Consider the following 409-nt stretch of genomic DNA (forward strand, 5'->3'; position numbering starts at 1 on the left):
ATTATAATAAGTAATCATTTCTAATTGACCTACAGCCCGCGAATAATCGTATTGTCCATTAATTTTAGGGACTATTTGAGTAAGAGCCATTGTTCCGCTTAATTTATCAGCATCACCAGCACCACGTCCTAACATAAATGTAGGTTGTAACCCTCCGTCTGGTCTGTTGTAAAAACCTAAATAAACTCTTTTTTCGTTTTCGTCATCATAGAAGAATATATTCCGTTGACTAATTTCTATATATCTTCCTGTTTGTGGATCGGCTGATGTTTTTAATTTTACCCCTTCCAATACTTGTCCTTTAATATGCTGAGCTGTTACATGGCCAACAAGGTTGATTTTATTCGCATTAATTAGAACTTGTTGATGTGTCATGTTAAGAGCAGCCGCAATTTCTCCGGATTTTACC

General features: G+C 35.9%; 1 protein-coding gene. It reads right to left on the reverse strand.

Annotated elements, in window-relative coordinates:
• The coding region (locus MR058_RS22990) for a hypothetical protein (RefSeq protein WP_242145944.1) at nt 1-375 on the reverse strand (375 nt) is incomplete at its 3' end.
• Between the last annotated feature and the right edge of the window lie 34 nt (nt 376-409).

Source organism: Bacillus cereus group sp. BfR-BA-01430 (assembly GCF_022663115.1).
Lineage (GTDB): Bacteria > Bacillota > Bacilli > Bacillales > Bacillaceae_G > Bacillus_A > Bacillus_A cereus_BD.